Origin of the sequence: Bacillus sp. FSL E2-8868 (assembly GCF_038005505.1) — a bacterium.
In the GTDB taxonomy this organism is placed as follows: domain Bacteria; phylum Bacillota; class Bacilli; order Bacillales; family Bacillaceae_G; genus Bacillus_A; species Bacillus_A mycoides.
Genome location: NZ_JBBOTI010000002.1, coordinates 1,890,531 through 1,908,472 on the forward strand (window position 1 = coordinate 1,890,531; position 17,942 = coordinate 1,908,472).

Genomic DNA, 17,942 nt, shown 5'->3' on the forward strand with positions numbered 1-17,942 from the left:
TCATGAGACAAATTTTTAGTGACAAAAAAATTGATGCGTCGCTGTTTCTACAAATGGAAAACTTAATGTATGCTCTTCTAAAAGAAGACGATGCCTATCTTGAGTATGGCTATAAAGCATACTACGACGAAATTGAAAAAAAGGTTGTCATTAGTCACTTTTGGGATGATCGAAAAGAAGAGGATACAGTAATCGGATTAAAAAGCGAAGTGTTCTTAAAGGCACTTGGTAATAAACATTACTCGGACATGACTTTAATTCGTTCTTATGCGATTGAGTTACAAGAATCGCCTCTAAAAAAGTTTTTAACACAATTATTTGTTCTATTAGAAGATTTACGTGTTGAGGAAATCGTCAAAAATTTACGTCCTGGCACAAAACATATTTTTAAACGCCGAAAAGAAATGTATCGCAATTACTTTGGCTCACAAAATGAAATAAATCGTGTTCGTAACTATCACGGTGATCGTCTATTTTGTCTATGCTATCTTTCATTAACGAGTGATAAATATGAAATGTTTAATAATGAATATTTCGAGCAAATTGAATCAATTTTGCATGAAACATTCCAAGCTCGTAATACGGAAGATATTATGTATATTGTTGAGAAAATTCGCTATCGTTTAGAAGGACTTCTTGAAAGTGATATGCTTAATAATTATTTCGGACATGCACCGCTTTATTTATCTGTGATTGCAGATGAGAAAGACAGTCGCGCTGAAAAATTAGCAAATGATGATACGCAGCTCCTAGATGACGATGATAACAAAAACAAAATGGATGAAAGCTTCTCGACATGGCACCGTGAAAATAAAAACAATGAAAACGAGAACTTTTTACGCTTTGATTTAGAAAGCGGAACAAAAACAAATATGATGGGTGATACTGCTCGTGAATCAGAAGATGGTGACCAAGCACTTGGTTCTGTACAAGGTACTTCCCAAAAAAGTACACAATCTAACTTTGATGGTGCTGATACAGAGGAAGCAAGAGCGTCTCATGCTTCTAGCCAAAACGACGGTGCATACGGCAAGTATAATGTGGGAGCTTCTCATACATTTAAAGAAGCTCGCAAATCAAATCCTGATGAGAAAAAAGATTACCAAGCTATCAAATCAGTCGTTAATAAAGATGTAAAAGAATTAAAGAAAATTATCGAAAAAACAATTGAAAACAAAACGAATGCAAACAGTGATAAATATTACGGAAGGCTTCGTAATAAATTCCTTCGTATTTATACTGAAAAGCAGCCGCGTATGTTTTATAAAAAAGGACAAGAATCACAAGAGCTCGACGTTGCATTCCAACTATTAGTGGACTGCTCTGGTTCTATGTATAACAAAATGGAAGAAACGAAGAAGAGTGTGGTCCTATTCCATGAAGCTTTAAAATCTTTAAAAATCCCGCACGCTATTAGTGGATTTTGGGAAGATGCTTCTAGTGCTAAACCTGAAGATAAACCGAACGTTATCCATGAAGTTGTTACGTATAAAAACTCAACGTTACCAAACGTCGGTCCAGAAATTATGCAACTTCGCGAAGAAGAAGATAACCGCGACGGGTATATTATTCGTATCGTTTCCGAAAAGCTTGCGAAAAGACCAGAAAAACATAAATTCTTACTTGTCTTTACAGACGGTGAACCTTCTGCACTAGACTATCAACAAGACGGAATTTTAGATACGCACGAAGCAGTCAAACTTGCTCGTAAAAGTGGTATGGAAGTCATCGGCATCTTTATCGAAGAAGGCGAAGCGAAAGAAGCGACTTATCAACTAATGAAAAACATTTATAACCATCACTTCTTAGTTGCAAATCATGCTGAAGATTTACGCCTGAAGATTAAACCATTGTTGAAGAAACTATTACTGAAGACGATTGAATAGAAAAACAGGAGCCCCGAGGCTCCTGTTTTTTCGTTCACTCACTGTGTTTCTGGTTGAAATTTATATGGAATGGCTACTTCTAACAATGCTTCAAATCCCCCCTCGTAGAATGGGAATCGTTCATTTGCGATTGTCCGATCCACCCACTCGATTGCGGAAATTTCTTCTTCATCTTCTGCACCAAGTTCACCTGTTACAACATTTGCTCGGAATGTAAAAAATAACGCATGATTCCCTGGTTCTTCAAAGAATTTTTCATTGATCGCAACAAGTCCACCTGCCGCAGCAGTTAAACCTGTCTCTTCTTTCACTTCTCTTACTAGTGCTTCCTCTAATATTTCACCTTTTTCAACAGCCCCGCCTGGCAATGACCAAACGTTTTGTTCTATATTATGTACCATTAATATTTTATCTTTTTCGCTATCGTGTATTAATGCATATACGACATCAACTCTTTGCATGTTGCTTTTCTCCCTTCCTAAAATAATTAAGAGCCAATTCCTAAGAATCGGCTCTTCTTATTAATTCATTACTAACTCAGATGCGAGCTTTTTTTTTAACTTAGCCAGCATATCAGTTGTCATTCTGTCTAAATCATATTCTGCCTTAAAGCCCCACTCTTTCATTGCTGCTGTTGCATCAATAGAGTTCGGCCAGCTATCAGCGATTGTTTGACGAGCTGGATCTACTGCGTAATCCATTGTAAAGTTCGGAATGTGTTTACGGATTGATTCTGCAATTTGCTCTGGTTCAAAGCTCATTGCTGTAATGTTAAACGCATTTCTATGAACTAGTTTATTTGGATCAGCTTCCATTAATGAGATGATTGCTTGTAAAGCATCTGGCATATACATCATGTCCATGTATGTTCCTTCTGCAATGTATGAGGTGTATGTACCTTTTTTAATCGCCTCATAATAAATTTCAACTGCATAGTCAGTTGTTCCGCCTCCTGGAGGAGCTACGTAAGAAATTAAGCCAGGGAAACGTACACCGCGCGTATCAACGCCAAACTTTTGATGATAATAATCACATAATAATTCTCCTGCTACTTTGTTTACCCCATACATCGTAGTAGGACGCTGAATTGTATCTTGTGGTGTATTATCTTTTGGCGTTGATGGACCAAATGCACCGATAGAACTTGGCGTGAAAAACTTACAGTTTAATTCACGTGCTGCTTCTAATGCATTTACAAGTCCACCCATATTTAAATTCCAAGCAAATAACGGATTTTTTTCTGCAGTTGCTGAAAGTAAAGCCGCTAAATGAATAATTGTATCTACTTCATTACGCTTTGCAATATCATGTAATTTTTGTCCATCCGTTACATCTAACGTTTCAAATGGACCAGACGTTACTACTTCACTGTCTGTTTCACGAATATCTGTTGCAATAACATTTGATGCGCCGTATACATCACGAAGTTTCATTACTAGTTCAGAACCAATTTGCCCTAAAGAACCGGTTACTAGAATTTTTTTCATTTTTCCCACTCCCCATTTGCAAGCTATTCAAAAGATGTCGTTAATTAAATGATACCCATTTCTTTCCCTACTTTTTCATACTTACGAATTGCTTCATCTAGCATTTCTTTCGTATGAGCTGCTGTAGGCATATTACGAACGCGTCCCATTCCTTTTGCTACGGTTGGGAATACGATAGATTTTGCGTATACGCCTTCTTCATTTAGACGTTTACTAAATTCTTGTGTTAATACTTCATCACCAATAATACAAGGTGTAATTGGTGTTTCACTTTCTCCAATGTTAAAGCCAAGTTCTTTTAACCCTTGTTTTAAATAGCGACCATTTTCCCATAAACGATCGTGTAACTCTGTGCTTTCCATTAGAATTTCAATTGATCTCATACAAGCAGCTGCATCAGCTGGTGTTAAAGCTGTTGAGAATAAGAATGGACGTGAACGCACTTTTAACCAATCGATTAAGTTTTGTTTCCCAGCTACATATCCACCAATTACCCCAATTGCTTTTGATAATGTACCAATTTGGAAATCAACTTTATCAGAAAGGCCGAAATGTTTTACAGTACCTGCACCTTTGCCAAGTACACCTGAACCGTGTGCATCATCTACATATGTCATTAAATCCAGCTCTTCTGCAATTTCAACAATCTCTGGTAATTTTGCAATATCTCCATCCATTGAGAAAACACCGTCTGTAATAACCATTAATTTATTATAAAGACCTGATTCTTTTGCCTCGATTGCTTTTTTGCGTAAATCTTCCATATCAGAATGCTTATAAACGATGATTTTCGCTCTTGATAGACGACTACCATCAATAATAGATGCATGGTTTAATTCATCTGAAAGAATCGCATCATTTTTATCCATAACAGCTGAAATCGCTGCCATATTACAGTTAAATCCTGATTGATAAGCAATTGCTGCTTCTGTATGTTTAAACTTTGCAATTGTTTCTTCTAATTTAATATGCAAATCTAAAGTACCGTTAATTGTACGAACAGCTCCTGCTCCAACGCCGTACTTATGAATTGCACCAATTGCTGCTTCTTGTAAGCGATTATCAGTCGCTAATCCAAGATAGTTGTTTGAAGATAAGTTGATATATTCTTTTCCGCCAATTGTAATAATCGGTCCATTTGGACTTTCAAGCGGATCAATTACGTTATAAAGCCCCTTTGATTTTAAATCCTCTAAATTTTCTTCTAAAAAGTTTGCAAGTGTTTTACTAGACATCGTGAAGCCTCCCATCGTTCATGTAAGCGGATTATTATCTTAATAGTTCTAATAATCCCTCTACTAGCTTAACACGTTTTCAGAATTTATTATAGAAAAATAGTTTAAAGAAACCGCTTACATTTTTAGATTATATATGATTCATTACAAGAAATCTATCATTTACTTTTTATATTTGATAGAATTAAAAAAATATTTAGGAGGCTTTTAAAATGGCATTTACTGAATCTGATGTATATAATAACGAATCGTTTTTAGAGCAATATATGCAGCGAAGATATCGAGAAAATAGTCCAAACGAATCCCTTGAAAAACCAGCATTCTTTCAGCTCATTGGCAATGTAACAGGAAAACAAATCCTCGATTTAGGTTGTGGTGATGCTAAATTCGGCGAAGAATTATTAGAACATGGATGCCACTCTTACACTGGTATTGAAGGCTCCGAGCTTATGTATGAAAAAGCTAAAAAACAACTAGAAAATAAAAATGGCACCGTTCATTTTTTAAACCTCAAAGACTACACATACCCTCCTTCTACTTTTGATTTAGTAACATCTAGACTCGCCTTACATTATATTGAACACCTTGATATCATTTTTCAAAATGTGTTTCAAACTTTAAAAACCAACGGAACCTTCACCTTTAGCGTTCAACATCCCGTTATTACCTCTTCATTTGAAAGCTTGCAAACGAGTGGTAAAAGAACTAGTTGGCTCGTCGATGATTATTTCGAAACAGGAAAACGAGTTGAGCCATGGATTGATCAAGAAGTTATTAAATATCACCGGACTACGGAAGAATATTTTACATTATTACAACAAGCCGGATTTACGATTACAAGCTTAAAAGAAGCTACACCAAATCGAAACTGTTTTCAAGATGAAAAAGAATATGAACGACGTTTACGTATTCCCCTTTTTCTATTATTTTCTTGCCGAAAATAAAGTGAAACTTTAATCAGTGGGGGATGTTCATCCCCCACTGATTATTAGCCCGCACCAATCGGGCTTTTACGGGCAGTTGATCCCCCAACCAGCTTCTTTGCTTTCGCTGAATTTTGAGATGGGGATCTTACTGCCCACAAATAGCGGGGTAAAAAAGACGATGAATCCTCATCGTCTTTTTTCGTTATCTCATCGTCTGAACAGCCTCTTTAAATACACGTCTTCCTCTTCCATGCGGGATACAGAGCGGTGTCCCAAATAACGGATCAGCGCTTATTTGACACTCCATACGGAATACATCCCGAACTAACTTCTGGTCAATAACTTCTTCTGGTTTACCTTGCGCATATATTTGTTTATCTTGAATAGCTACAATGTTGTCTGCATAACGACATGCCAAATTTAAATCGTGCAATACCATAACAATCGTTCTTTGCTCTGTTTCATTTAATTCGAATAATAAATCTAACACTTCAATTTGGTGCGTCATATCTAAATATGTAGTCGGCTCATCAAGCAAAATAATATCTGTATCTTGTGCAAGGGTCATTGCAATCCAAGCACGTTGACGTTGTCCACCTGAAAGGGCATGAACATCACGCTCAGCAAATTCTGTCATACCCGTTGCAGCAAGCGCTTTTTGTACCATTTCCTCATCTTTTTCGGACCATTGCTTCAGCCATGTTTGATATGGATAACGTCCTTGCTTTACAAGTTGCAATACTGTAAGTCCTTCTGGAGCTTGTGGCCCTTGCGGTAAAATTGCCATTTGGCGAGCAATTTGCTTCGTTTGCATACTTTGAATTGCTTGATTATCTAACAAAATGTCACCGGTTGTTGGCTTTAATAATCTAGCTAGTGAACGTAATAAAGTTGATTTCCCACAACCGTTAGAACCGATGAAGATTGTAATTTCCCCTTTTGGAATTTCTAAATTCAGCTCATCAATAATAATCGTTTCACCATACGACAGCGTCAAGCGTTTCGTCTCCAATGCTTTTTGCATATTCATCTCCCTTTATGAATTCCGACTTTTATAAAGTAAATAAATAAAATAAGGTGCACCAATTGCTGATGTAAATACCCCTGCTGGAATTTCAAGTGGTGCGAAAACTGTACGCCCAATTAAATCTGCAGCGAGTACTAGAATTGCACCGATAATCGCCGCAACTGGGAGCAATGCACCGTAGAAAGAGCCAACTAATCTTCGCGAAATATGAGGTGCCATTAAACCAACAAATCCAATTCCTCCTGCAAAGGCAACTGCCCCGCCAATTAAAGCTGTACTAAGTAACAACATAAATACACGCGACTTCGTTAAAGGAACACCAAGTCCCACTGCTATATCATCTCCTAGTTCTTGTGCATTTAAATGTCTCGCAGCGATAAATGATATTGTCGTTAAAATGAGAACCCACGGCGCAAGTACCATAACATTTTGCCATGAAGAACCGTAAACAGTACCTGTGATCCATACATTCGCTTGACTTGCTTGATAAATTGGCGCTAACAACATAAATAAAGTTGTTGCTGCTTTCGTTAATGCCCAAAATCCAACACCAATTAAAACAAGACTAATCGGTGATAATCCATCATTTTTCCAGGCAAATAAATATACAAAAAACGCTACAATTGTTGCCCCAGCAAAAGCTGCTAGCGGCATATAATGAATGCTTACTGTTAACGCATTGTTTTTATCACTAAATATAGCTAAAAAGAGTACAACTGCAACACTTGCCCCGCCCGTAATTCCGATGATATCAGGAGAAGCAAGCGGGTTTCGAACGAGCCCTTGTAAAATACAGCCCGCTACCGCAAGCGCAATTCCTACGAGGATAGCAATTAAAATACGCGGCATACGAAATTTATTTACAACCATATTTGACATCGCATCACCATTTCCAGTAATCGCTTGCCATACGTCATAAGGAGCAATTTTCATATCCCCCATACCTGCACTCGCAAAAAATAATCCTATTAAAACAACTAGTAAACTCAATAAGACGAGACAAGCTCGTTTATACATTAAAAACGAGAGCTCGCCTTTTCCAATACGAAACGGAATATACTTCTTCATTTGCTAAGCCCTCTCTTACGTGCAATATAAATAAAGAATGGGGCCCCGATAAATGCTGTCATAACCCCTACTGGTACTTCTTGTGGCATAATGACATATCTTGCTGCTATATCAGCCAAGATTAATAGTATTGCACCTAACAATCCGCTATAGGGTACTCTCCATCTGTGATCTACCCCAACAAGAGCTCTTGCGAAATGAGGAGTAACGATGCCAATAAATCCAATTGGACCAGCAACCGCAACTGAACCACCAGACAACAGTACAATAATAAGTAGTACGAATGATTTCATTAAAATTGTTCGTTGTCCAAGTCCTTTTGCAACGTCTTCCCCCATCATTAATGTATTTACTTTTCCTGCCATCATAAAAGATGCAATCCAGCCTATTAATAAATACGGGAATACAGATTGTAAAATCTCTAACTTTCTTCCTTGCACAGATCCGGCAAGCCAAAATAACACTTCTTCAAATGCTTTTTCATTTAAAACAAGTAACCCTTGTGTTAATGATGAAAATAAAGCGCTTATCGCTACACCTGCTAATGTTAACTTAAGAGGCGTTGTCCCTTCTTTTCCTAAAGAACTAGAGGCAAATACAAGTACTGCTGCAACTGCCGCTCCTAAAAAGGCAATCCATGTGAAAGCTGATAATGATGTCACGGAAAAGAGTACAATTGCTACAACTATAAAGAACGCAGCGCCTGAATTTAATCCAATAAAATCTGGAGAAGCAAGCGGATTCTTTGTTAAAGTTTGCATTAAACAACCCGCAATGGCTAAACTAGCACCAACACTTGCTGCAATTAACGCCCTTGGTAGACGCACATTTTGAATAATAATATGCTCATTTGAACCATTAAAATGGAAAAAAGCATCTAAAGCTAATTTCCAGCTCGTATTTGTATATCCGAAAATAATACTTCCCCAAATACAAATAACGACTGCAACGATTCCAACAAATAATCCAATCCATTTTGCTTGATTTGTTTTTAATAACATGCAGCGTTTCCCCTTCAATGTATAATGATACGTTGTAAGTGTATTTCAACTTAATTCTCATTGTCAACGATAATGAGAACTATTTTCAGTAATATATATTGACAATCAAAAGATAAAGGCTTAATATCATGCTTGCTATTGAAAAATATTCTCAACATGTAGGGGGTACATAATGAATTTCATGCAAAAGAAATCGTTTACAGTATTTATATTTCTACTAGCTTTTTCACTTCTTTTAAGTGCTTGTGGAAAATCAAATAACAAAGAAGAATCAACAAAAGAAGATAATAAAAAAGAAATGATTACCGTTGAACACGCAATGGGTAAAACAGAGGTTCCTGCTAATCCAAAACGTGTAGTTATTTTAACGAATGAAGGAACTGAAGCTTTACTTGAATTAGGTGTGAAACCCGTTGGTGCTGTAAAGTCTTGGACTGGTGATCCGTGGTATCCACATATTAAGGACAAAATGAAAGATGTAAAAGTTGTTGGCGACGAAGGACAAGTTAACGTTGAAACGATTGCTTCTTTAAAACCAGACTTAATTATCGGTAACAAAATGCGTCACGAAAAAGTGTACGAGCAACTAAAAGCAATCGCACCTACTGTGTTCTCTGAAACATTACGCGGTGAATGGAAAGATAACTTCACATTTTATGCAAAGGCTTTAAATAAAGAAAAAGAAGGTCAAAAGGTTTTAGCTAATTACGAAAAACGTATGAAAGATTTGAAAGGCCAACTTGGCGATAAAGTAAATCAAGAAATTTCTATGGTACGTTTTATGCCTGGTGATGTTCGTATTTATCATGGCGATACATTCTCTGGTGTTATTTTAAAAGAACTTGGATTTAAACGTCCTGGAGATCAAAACAAAGATGATTTCGCAGAACGTAACGTATCTAAAGAGCGTATTTCGGCAATGGATGGCGATGTATTATTCTACTTCACATTCGATAAAGGCAATGAGAAAAAAGGTTCTGAACTAGAAAAAGAATATATAAACGATCCTCTCTTTAAAAACCTAAATGCAGTAAAGAACGGAAAAGCATACAAAGTTGACGACGTTATTTGGAATACAGCTGGCGGTGTAATGGCTGCTAACTTACTACTAGACGACATTGAAAAACGCTTTGTTAAATAATTTCATTCTAACCAGCTCCCTCTTTTATGGAGCTGTTTTTTTTCATTTCACTGAAGTGTCACATTATTTCATTTTGTATTTTTATTCCCGATATGTTATATTATAAAAGTAAATATAGTATATTTTCTCTATATCAGAATAAATATTCTAATCTAAATTTTCTGATTTATCACTATTTTACTTTATTTTAGAATTCAATTACTACATTTGAAAACGCTTATTATCTTGTTTTCAGGGGAAAATATAATAACGGTTGAAGAAAAATAGATTTTTTCATAAATTTTCTTGCTATTTCCATATAATTCTATTGACTTCTAAATATTTTGTGAATTAAAATAATTACATAAATATCCGTTATACAGGATTAGGGGGAAACAAACATGGATGCAGCTTTAAAATTAGACAAAGCTGGAGAGCAACAATCACCAAAAAAACATCCACCAGGATTATATTTGTTGTTCTTTACAGAGGCATGGGAAAGATTTAGTTATTACGGAATGCGTGGCTTATTAGTTCTTTATTTAACAACGAGCTTAGTAAGTGGCGGTTTAGGCTTTGATAAAGCAGTTGCTGTACAGATTTACGGTATTTTCACAATGTTAGTATACTTCACACCTATTATTGGTGGTTGGCTAACTGACCATTTCATTACGAAACGACACGCCATTACCATCGGCGGTATCATTATGGCACTTGGTAACTTCGTACTATTTTCAATGAACACGAAAACTGGACTATTTTTAGGATTAGGATTATTAGTTATCGGTAACGGATTCTTCAAACCAAATATTTCGACTTTATTAGGTCAATTATATAGCGACAACGATTCTCGTCGTGATAGTGCCTTCACTATCTTCTATATGGGAATTAACTTAGGAGCTCTTATCGCTCCATTCATTTGCGGTTATTTCACAGATTATAGATACGGTTTCTTAACAGCTTGTATCGGTATGATCATTGGACAGATTGCATTTAACTTATTAGCACCTCGTTACTTAGGATCAGCTGGAACAACTGTTGTCGGTAAAAAATCTAAAGAACAAAATGCAAAACCTATTGAGAAAAAACCTTTAACAACACAAGAGAAAAAGCGTACAACTGCAATTTTAATTTTAACTTGTTTCGTTGTATTCTTCTGGGCAGGATTTGAACAAGCTGGTAGTTCTTTAACACTTTACACAGATAAGTTCGTGGATCGTACAATTGGTGGATTTACAATTCCAACACCTTGGTTCCAATCTGTAAACCCACTATTCATTATCTTACTAGCATTACCAGTTTCTGCATTATGGATTAAACTTTCAAAAACAAAAAATGGTGATTTGAAAATCCCTACAAAAATGGCTTTTGGTATGATTTTACTAGGAATCGGATACTTAGTTTTAACTTTAGCTGTTCTAAAAACTGGTAGCGATGAAGGTAACATTACAATGAAAGCAAACTTACTATTCATTGTATTCACTTACATGTTCCACACAATCGGTGAATTATTCTTATCACCAATCGGATTATCTATGGTAAGTGCAATCGCACCTCTTAAATTAGCATCTTTATTAATGGGTGTATGGTTAGCTGGTACTGGCTTTGCAAACTTATTAGCAGGACAATTAGCTGCTTTCACTCAATCTTTAGGATATTTAGAAGTATTCGCAAGCATCGGTGTTATCGTAATCGTGCTAGGATTAGTACTTCTTATGTTCTCTAAGAAAATTGCACATATGATGGAATAGTAAATAAAAAAGACGCTTCTACAATTAGAAGCGTCTTTTCTATTACATCTCTTCTAAAGCCGTCACATCCACGTGAACGCTCTCTCCTGGGTTGGATACGTCATACACTTGAGCACTACCCTTCTGCTCATCACAGCTCTCAATCCATACGGGGACTCCCTCGTATGTAACATCAATTCTACTTGAAGAAGATAATATCTGTTTCACACGTTTTACATCCATTATATTATTCCTCCTTTGGCTTACAACACTCCTTTCTATCTTTTCATATCCCTTCAGAATATATTCCGTCAATTTAGCACTTCAACCGATAGTTTGTTTCTTTCTAACACGCTAATATATACGCTCTCAAATCTTCCTATTATTAGATTCTTTCCAAATAAAAAAAGACGTATATTTCACACGTCTTCTTTCCATAATATTCAAAAATTAAGAAAATAATGTTTTTACTACTTCACTTACTTTATCGTTATGAATTTGATAGTACACTTCTAACCCGCGTCTCTCAAAGCGTACTACTTTATTTTGTTTTAATTTCGTTAAATGCTGCGAAACAGTTGATTGCGGAATTTCTAATACCTCTTGTAATTGTGTTACATTACATGTTCCACGCTGCATCAGTTCCATTACTAAACGTAGACGAAGTGGATGAGCTAATGCTCTTAACATCTGTACGTCTTCTTCTGAAATACGACAGTCAAATTGGTTTTGGTTCATAAAATTCCCCTCATTTTCATTTTTTATTTTCTCTTTATTTATTTATATATCTGTTCTTATATTTCCTGTTACGACATAACTTTATCAACCTATAATGCTGAGAAAATTTTCCGACTTTTATCAGCACACAGTTCAAGAAAAAATCCCACCTGATTTTGAATATTATACTATATGATACAATAAAAAAGCAAAACAAAGGGCTAGCAATACTTTGCTTACAAACGTTGTTTTATCAGGCTTTTTGTTATATTTTCACCTTACTGAAATGTACAGTAATGATATTGTAAAATATCGTCCATAATTGATAACCTATCGTAAAGTAATTTGACCATATTTAACCACTTTGTTACGATAAAAAGGAAATTTAAGTAAGGAGGATGATGTAATATTAAAAAATGGTTTATTTTTGCGTTAATTAGCATTGCGGTTGGTTGGACCATTATCAATCACTTCCTATACAAAAAAGAAGATATAGCTTCAAAATCAAACATCCCCATTGGAACTGAAGTTGGCAATGTTGCCCTCGATTTCCTTCTGGAAACAACCACTGGTCAAGAAGTTCGTCTTACAGACTATAAAGGAAAAAAAGTAATATTGAATTTTTGGGCAAGCTGGTGTGGTCCATGCAAAATAGAAATGCCTGATATGGAAAAGTTTTATCACGATACTAAAGATATGGGGATTGAAATTGTTGCTGTAAATGCGACAGCTACTGAAAAAGACCCGAATAATGTAAAACAATTTCTTGAAGAAAACAAATATACCTTCCCCGTCCTATTAGATCAGAAAGGCCAGGCAAGTGCCACATATCAAATCATCAGCATTCCAACATCTTTTGTCATCGATACAAACGGTGTCATTCAATATAAGCATGTAGGACCAATGACATATGAAAAAATGAAAGAATATGTAAATAATTTATAGAAGCGTAATCAAATCAATTTGATTACGCTTTTTGTCTACTTTATGAACAAAATGTTACTTTTAATACTATTATGGAATAATTATACTTTTTCACGTTGACAATAGTGTTGAAGGAGAATATACTAAGCATGTAAGTTGATTGTGAATAGTTTCACAAATAATGTGAATTTCTTCACATATAATAGATAGGAGTTGTCATTATTATGAGTACTTGGACACAAATTTATGACCCATTAAACAATATTTGGTTATCTGCACTAATCGCAGCACTCCCAATTTTTTGCTTCATTATTTGTTTAGTGGGATTCAAAATGAAAGGTTACATGGCTGGGCTTTATAGTGTGATCGTCGCTATTATTCTTGCTATATTTGTTTATAAAATGCCCGCAACTGTAGCTGTAGCATCTGCCGGATTCGGTGTTTTATCTGGATTTTATCCAATTTGTACTATCGTTATCGCAGCTATCTTCCTTTACAAATTAACTGTTAAAACAGAACAATTCAATGTCATTCGTGATAGCATTTCAAGTATTACAAATGATCAACGTTTACAAGTATTATTAATCGCTTATTCTTTCGGTGCTTTCTTAGAAGGCGCAGCTGGTTTCGGTGTTCCAGTTGCTATTACAGCTGCATTACTTGTAGGTATGGGCTTTAATCCATTAAAAGCAGCAGGTATTTGCTTAGTAGCTAATATCGCTGGTGGTGCTATGGGTGCTATGGGTATTCCAGTTACAGTACCTGCACAATTAACTGGGATAGATGCATTAACTGTCGGTCGTCAAGCTGTTTACATTTTGCCATTCATTAGCATTGTTTTACCGTTCTTACTTGTTTCAATGGTAGATGGATTTAAAGGCATTAAAGAAACTTGGCAAGGTATTCTTGTAAGTGGTGTTTCTTTCGCAATTACTCAGTTCCTTGTGACTTACTTCTTAGGCGCTGAACTTACTAATATTTTCGCAGCAGTCGTAAGTATGGTCGCTCTTACATTATTCTTACGTGTTTGGCAACCAAAATCTTCTGCTAAAGAAGAAAAACAAGAAGAAAAAGAATCTCATACATTCAATCAAATTTTATATGCTTGGTCCCCATTCGTATTCTTAACTGCATTTGTAACAATCTTTAATTTAAAACCAATTAAAGCTTTATTTGCTCCGGATGGTCCATTGGCAAACTTAGTATTTAACATTCAATTCCCTGGTCTTCATAATGCGGTTATGAAAACTGCACCAATTACAAAGGCTGATACACCTTTCGCAGCGATTTTCAAACTAGATGTATTCTCTTCTACAACTACTGCGATTGTATTAGCAATCATCGTTTCACTTATCGTCTACCGTGTAAACGGCAAAATGATTAAAGAATTAATGATCGAAACAATAAAAGAACTAAAAGTTCCAGTATATACAATTTGTAGCGTTATCGCTTTAGCTTACGTAGAAAACTACTCTGGTATGTCATCTACACTTGGACTTGCATTCTCTTCTACAGGAAATGCATTCCCAGTTCTTTCTCCAATCTTAGGATGGATTGGCGTATTCATTACAGGTTCAGTCGTATCAAGTGGTTCATTATTCGCACCACTTCAAGCAGTAACTGCCGATCAGTTAAACATCGTACCATCTACTCTCGTTTCATTAAACGTAGTTGGTGGTACAATCGCAAAAATGGTTTCACCACAATCTGTAGCAGTTGCTTGTGCAGCAGTTGGACTAGTTGGTCAAGAATCTGCTCTATTTAAAATAGTAATGAAATATAGTTTAATCTTCTTAGCTATTATTAGCTTACTTCAACTTAACTCTGTATTTAATATCTTCTAAAAAAAAGCACCGATCCAAATGGATCGGTGCTTTTTACATTACATTTTTTTAGTCTTTAATAAAGAAGCACCAGCAATTTCAGGATGCGTCATTTCGTATGGATCCAAAATAATATCAAGCTCTTCTGCTGTAAGTACACCATGTTCTAAACATAGCTCCCTAACAGATTTTCCTGTCGCAATTGCTTCACGTGCAATGCGAGAAGCTGCTTCATAACCAATATGAGGATTCACTGCTGTAATAACTCCAACACTTTTTTCAACATATTGCTTAAGCAACTCTTCATTCGCTGTAATTCCCTTTATACAGTATTCACGGAATACACGGAAACCGTTATTCATAATACTGATGGATTGAATTAAATTAAATACTAATACCGGCTCCATTACATTTAACTCTAATTGTCCAGCTTCTGACGCTAAGCAAATTGTATGGTCATTTCCAATTACTTGGAAAGCAACTTGGTTAATTACTTCTGCCATAACTGGATTTACTTTCCCCGGCATAATAGATGAACCTGGTTGACGAGCTGGTAATTGAATTTCCGCCAACCCAACACGTGGACCAGACGCCATAATACGAAGGTCATTTGCAATTTTAGACATATTCATCATACATACTTTTAGTGCTGCAGATACTTCTGTATATGCATCTGTGTTTTGCGTCGCATCAACTAAGTGCTCTGCACCAACAAGAGGGAAACCACTAAAAGTTCGTAAATGCTTCACAACTTGTTCTATATAAGTAGGGTTTGCATTTAATCCCGTACCGACAGCTGTCGCACCCATATTAACTTCGTATAAATGTTGACGAGACTGTTTAATTCTTTTTATATCACGCTCTAGCACTCTGCTATATGCTTCAAATTCTTGCCCAAGGCGAATTGGAACTGCATCTTGCAAATGCGTACGCCCCATTTTAATAACGTGATCAAACTCTTTTGCTTTATCATGAAAAGCAGAGTGAAGTTCTTCCATTGTAACAAGAAGTTCTTCCAGCATCATAAGAGTTGCTATATGAATCCCAGTTGGGAACGCATCATTTGTTGATTGGGCCATGTTCACATGAGTGTTTGGGCTAATTTTCGCATATTCACCTTTTTCGTATCCCATACGTTCCAAGGCTCTATTTGCAATTACTTCATTAGTATTCATATTAATTGAAGTACCTGCTCCACCTTGAATCGGGTCTACGATAAATTGATCATGGAACTTTCCATCAACAATCTCTTGTGCCGCTTCTGCAATTTCTTGTCCGATATCTTTAGCTAAGTAACCTGTATCTATATTCGCAAGCGCTGCCGCTTTTTTTACAATTGCCATTGCCGTAATGAGTGACGGATGAATGCGGTATCCTGTAATAGGAAAGTTTTCTACGGCACGTAATGTTTGTACACCATAATAAGCTACACTCGGTACTTCCTTTTCACCTAAAAAATCTTTTTCTATACGTATATCCTTCGTTGCTATCATTTTTCATCACCTATACTTTTCATTCTAAATCCTTATCTAAAGAATTCGCCCTATAAAATACGAGTATCATTAAATGAATTCTTCAGTATCCACTTTCACTATATAGCACCTTTTTTGAAAGCGCAAACATTTATTTTTCTATATATACTTTTTATTAAAGTTTATATAATAGAAAATCCATTCATTCTTCTACTTTCTTTATTTCAACTCGCTTAATTTGATGCATATCCTTTTCAAGAACTTTAAAAGAAAAGCCGTGTTTTTCAATAATATCTCCTTCAGCAACGATTTGCTTTTGTACCATAATCCAGCCACCAATTGTATCTACATCATCAGCGATTAAGTGTATGCCAAATAAATCATTTACTTCACTAATAAGCACTTTTCCCTCTACGATTTTATACCCTTCACTTATATGCTCTATAGGCGGGTGTTCATCTTCATCGTATTCATCTCGGATTTCTCCAACAATTTCTTCTAAAATATCTTCTAGTGTAACGATCCCCGCTGTACCACCATATTCATCATATAATACGGCTAATGGAATTCGTTTTCTTTGCATTTGTAATAGCAAATCATGAATAGGGATATTTTCTAACACTTCAATAACTGGTCTTGTATATGGCGTAATCGAGCACCCCTCGTCTCGATTACCATCCATATAACGAATAAATAAATCCTTTACATTAACCATCCCAATAATTTCATCTTTATCTTCACCAAATACGGGATATCTCGTGTACTTTTCTTGTGCGATTATTTTAATATGTGTTTCAAATGGTTCGTCCTCATATAAACCTACAACTTCCGTACGAGGTACCATAATTTCCTTTGCGACTCTATTATCGAATTCAAAAATATTATTTACATATTTAAATTCCCTTTGATTAATCTCTCCACTCTCATAACTCTCAGATAAGATTAATCGTAATTCTTCCTCCGAATGAGCTACTTCATGTTCAGAAGCCGGATGTAATCCGAATACCCCTGTTACAAGCCTTGCAGAACCATTTAAAGCCCAAATAAACGGATACATTACTCGGTAAAAGTAAATAATTGGATTCGATAATAATAAGCTAACTTGCTCTGCCCTTTGTATAGCGAGCGTCTTCGGAGCAAGTTCACCAATGACAACATGTAAAAACGTAATAACTGCAAAGGCAATAATCAATGAAACTGTACTTGCAATTGCAGGAGATAGGTGTAGTTTTAAAAACAACGGCTCAAGTATATGTTTTATAGTGGGCTCTCCTAACCACCCAAGCCCTAAAGCAGTAATTGTAATACCTAACTGACATGCTGATAAATACTCATCTAAATTCGAAGTTACTTTTTTAGCTGCCAATGCTCCTCGGCGTTTTTCACTAACGAGTTGATCAATACGACTGCTACGCACCTTAATAATTGCAAACTCAACAGCCACAAAAAATGCTGTTAACGCAATAAGAATGGCTACCATCAGTAATTTTAAAATATCCACATATGTCCTTTAGCTTTCTTAGCTA

The 17,942-nt window shown here is 35.8% G+C and carries 16 protein-coding genes; 6 read left to right on the forward strand and 10 right to left on the reverse strand.

The genetic code is table 11. From position 1 onward, the window contains the following. Nucleotides 1–2 precede the first annotated feature (2 nt). Nucleotides 3–1,886: a vWA domain-containing protein gene (locus tag NSS74_RS20660; RefSeq protein ID WP_002140353.1), complete on the forward strand. Its 1,884-nt coding sequence runs from the start codon at nt 3–5 to the stop codon at nt 1,884–1,886. A 38-nt stretch (nt 1,887–1,924) separates the two neighbouring features. Here NSS74_RS20660 and NSS74_RS20665 read toward each other — a convergent pair whose 3' ends face one another. The 3 genes from NSS74_RS20665 to NSS74_RS20675 are packed head-to-tail and all read right to left on the reverse strand — an operon-like array spanning nt 1,925 to nt 4,608. Then, on the reverse strand, nt 1,925–2,347 hold the full coding sequence (locus NSS74_RS20665; protein WP_002140352.1) for an NUDIX hydrolase: 423 nt from the start codon (nt 2,345–2,347) through the stop codon (nt 1,925–1,927). 60 nt (nt 2,348–2,407) lie between these two features. Beyond that, nucleotides 2,408–3,373 (reverse strand): L-threonine 3-dehydrogenase, encoded by a 966-nt coding sequence (locus tag NSS74_RS20670; protein ID WP_012260299.1) that lies wholly within the window; start codon nt 3,371–3,373, stop codon nt 2,408–2,410. Nucleotides 3,374–3,417: 44 nt separating this feature from the next. Continuing rightward, entirely contained in the window at nt 3,418–4,608 is a 1,191-nt protein-coding gene (locus tag NSS74_RS20675) for a glycine C-acetyltransferase (protein ID WP_000095918.1), read from the reverse strand. Between the two features lie 212 nt (nt 4,609–4,820). Between NSS74_RS20675 and NSS74_RS20680 the strand changes: the two genes are divergently transcribed. Next, nucleotides 4,821–5,552 carry a class I SAM-dependent methyltransferase gene (locus NSS74_RS20680; protein ID WP_340814191.1) on the forward strand — a complete coding sequence of 244 codons (732 nt, stop codon included), beginning with the start codon at nt 4,821–4,823 and terminating at the stop codon, nt 5,550–5,552. Nucleotides 5,553–5,736: 184 nt separating this feature from the next. Here NSS74_RS20680 and NSS74_RS20685 read toward each other — a convergent pair whose 3' ends face one another. The 3 genes from NSS74_RS20685 to NSS74_RS20695 are packed head-to-tail and all read right to left on the reverse strand — an operon-like array spanning nt 5,737 to nt 8,630. Beyond that, nucleotides 5,737–6,558 carry an ABC transporter ATP-binding protein gene (locus NSS74_RS20685; RefSeq protein ID WP_002140348.1) on the reverse strand — a complete coding sequence of 274 codons (822 nt, stop codon included), beginning with the start codon at nt 6,556–6,558 and terminating at the stop codon, nt 5,737–5,739. A 12-nt stretch (nt 6,559–6,570) separates the two neighbouring features. Next, nucleotides 6,571–7,629, reverse strand: a complete 1,059-nt coding sequence (locus tag NSS74_RS20690) for a FecCD family ABC transporter permease (protein ID WP_002140347.1) — start codon at nt 7,627–7,629, stop codon at nt 6,571–6,573. Continuing rightward, nucleotides 7,626–8,630 carry a FecCD family ABC transporter permease gene (locus tag NSS74_RS20695; protein WP_002010489.1) on the reverse strand — a complete coding sequence of 335 codons (1,005 nt, stop codon included), beginning with the start codon at nt 8,628–8,630 and terminating at the stop codon, nt 7,626–7,628. The genes NSS74_RS20690 and NSS74_RS20695 overlap by 4 nt, the downstream gene beginning before the upstream one ends. A 172-nt stretch (nt 8,631–8,802) precedes the next feature. Here NSS74_RS20695 and NSS74_RS20700 point away from each other — a divergent pair, with 172 nt between their 5' ends. Together NSS74_RS20700 and NSS74_RS20705 are read left to right on the forward strand one after the other, a co-directional pair. Beyond that, nucleotides 8,803–9,771: an ABC transporter substrate-binding protein gene (locus NSS74_RS20700; RefSeq protein WP_002140346.1), complete on the forward strand. Its 969-nt coding sequence runs from the start codon at nt 8,803–8,805 to the stop codon at nt 9,769–9,771. Between the two features lie 380 nt (nt 9,772–10,151). After that, nucleotides 10,152–11,501 (forward strand): peptide MFS transporter, encoded by a 1,350-nt coding sequence (locus tag NSS74_RS20705; protein ID WP_002140345.1) that lies wholly within the window; start codon nt 10,152–10,154, stop codon nt 11,499–11,501. A 42-nt stretch (nt 11,502–11,543) separates the two neighbouring features. On the opposite strand, the gene NSS74_RS20710 is transcribed toward NSS74_RS20705, so the two are convergent. Beyond that, nucleotides 11,544–11,723 carry an acid-soluble spore protein H gene (locus tag NSS74_RS20710; protein WP_002010492.1) on the reverse strand — a complete coding sequence of 60 codons (180 nt, stop codon included), beginning with the start codon at nt 11,721–11,723 and terminating at the stop codon, nt 11,544–11,546. 207 nt (nt 11,724–11,930) lie between these two features. Further along, nucleotides 11,931–12,218, reverse strand: a complete 288-nt coding sequence (locus NSS74_RS20715; RefSeq protein WP_001075217.1) for an ArsR/SmtB family transcription factor — start codon at nt 12,216–12,218, stop codon at nt 11,931–11,933. A gap of 495 nt (nt 12,219–12,713) precedes the next feature. On the opposite strand from NSS74_RS20715, the gene NSS74_RS20720 reads away from it, so the two are divergent. Both NSS74_RS20720 and NSS74_RS20725 read left to right on the forward strand, forming a co-directional pair. Then, nucleotides 12,714–13,142, forward strand: a complete 429-nt coding sequence (locus NSS74_RS20720; protein ID WP_080019354.1) for a TlpA disulfide reductase family protein — start codon at nt 12,714–12,716, stop codon at nt 13,140–13,142. Between the two features lie 203 nt (nt 13,143–13,345). Further along, nucleotides 13,346–14,965, forward strand: coding sequence for a lactate permease LctP family transporter (locus NSS74_RS20725; protein WP_002188268.1), 1,620 nt, complete (start codon nt 13,346–13,348; stop codon nt 14,963–14,965). A 38-nt stretch (nt 14,966–15,003) separates the two neighbouring features. On the opposite strand, the gene aspA is transcribed toward NSS74_RS20725, so the two are convergent. Together aspA and NSS74_RS20735 are read right to left on the reverse strand one after the other, a co-directional pair. Further along, entirely contained in the window at nt 15,004–16,437 is a 1,434-nt protein-coding gene (gene aspA, locus NSS74_RS20730; RefSeq protein WP_002029742.1) for an aspartate ammonia-lyase, read from the reverse strand. A 181-nt stretch (nt 16,438–16,618) separates the two neighbouring features. Next, nucleotides 16,619–17,917 (reverse strand): hemolysin family protein, encoded by a 1,299-nt coding sequence (locus tag NSS74_RS20735; RefSeq protein WP_340814192.1) that lies wholly within the window; start codon nt 17,915–17,917, stop codon nt 16,619–16,621. Nucleotides 17,918–17,942 lie beyond the last annotated feature (25 nt).